The 256-nt window shown below is 56.6% G+C and carries 1 tRNA gene; it reads right to left on the bottom strand.

Annotated features, from left to right (window positions below):
* Positions 1 to 10 precede the first annotated feature (10 nt).
* Positions 11 to 86, bottom strand: a tRNA-Ala gene (locus tag HOP58_RS22935).
* Positions 87 to 256 lie beyond the last annotated feature (170 nt).

Genomic DNA, 256 nt, shown 5'->3' with positions numbered 1-256 from the left:
TTGGCGTAGATGGTGGAGCCAAGCGGGATCGAACCGCTGACCTCCTGCGTGCAAGGCAGGCGCTCTCCCAGCTGAGCTATGGCCCCACTGATTCCGGCCTTCCCCTTAGGGTCGGTTCGGTTATTTTATTCAGGTCAAGGCATTTCGTGGCGACGCATAGCTCGCTATGCGAGTCACGAAATAACGCAGGACTGGATAAAATTGGTGGGTCTGGGCAGATTTGAACTGCCGACCTCACCCTTATCAGGGGTGCGCT

The organism is Halomonas sp. MCCC 1A11062 (assembly GCF_021404355.1).
GTDB classification, from domain to species: Bacteria; Pseudomonadota; Gammaproteobacteria; order Pseudomonadales; family Halomonadaceae; genus Halomonas; species Halomonas aerodenitrificans.
The sequence above is the reverse complement of the archived record's forward strand: the minus strand, read 5'-3'. Positions and strand labels throughout refer to the sequence as shown.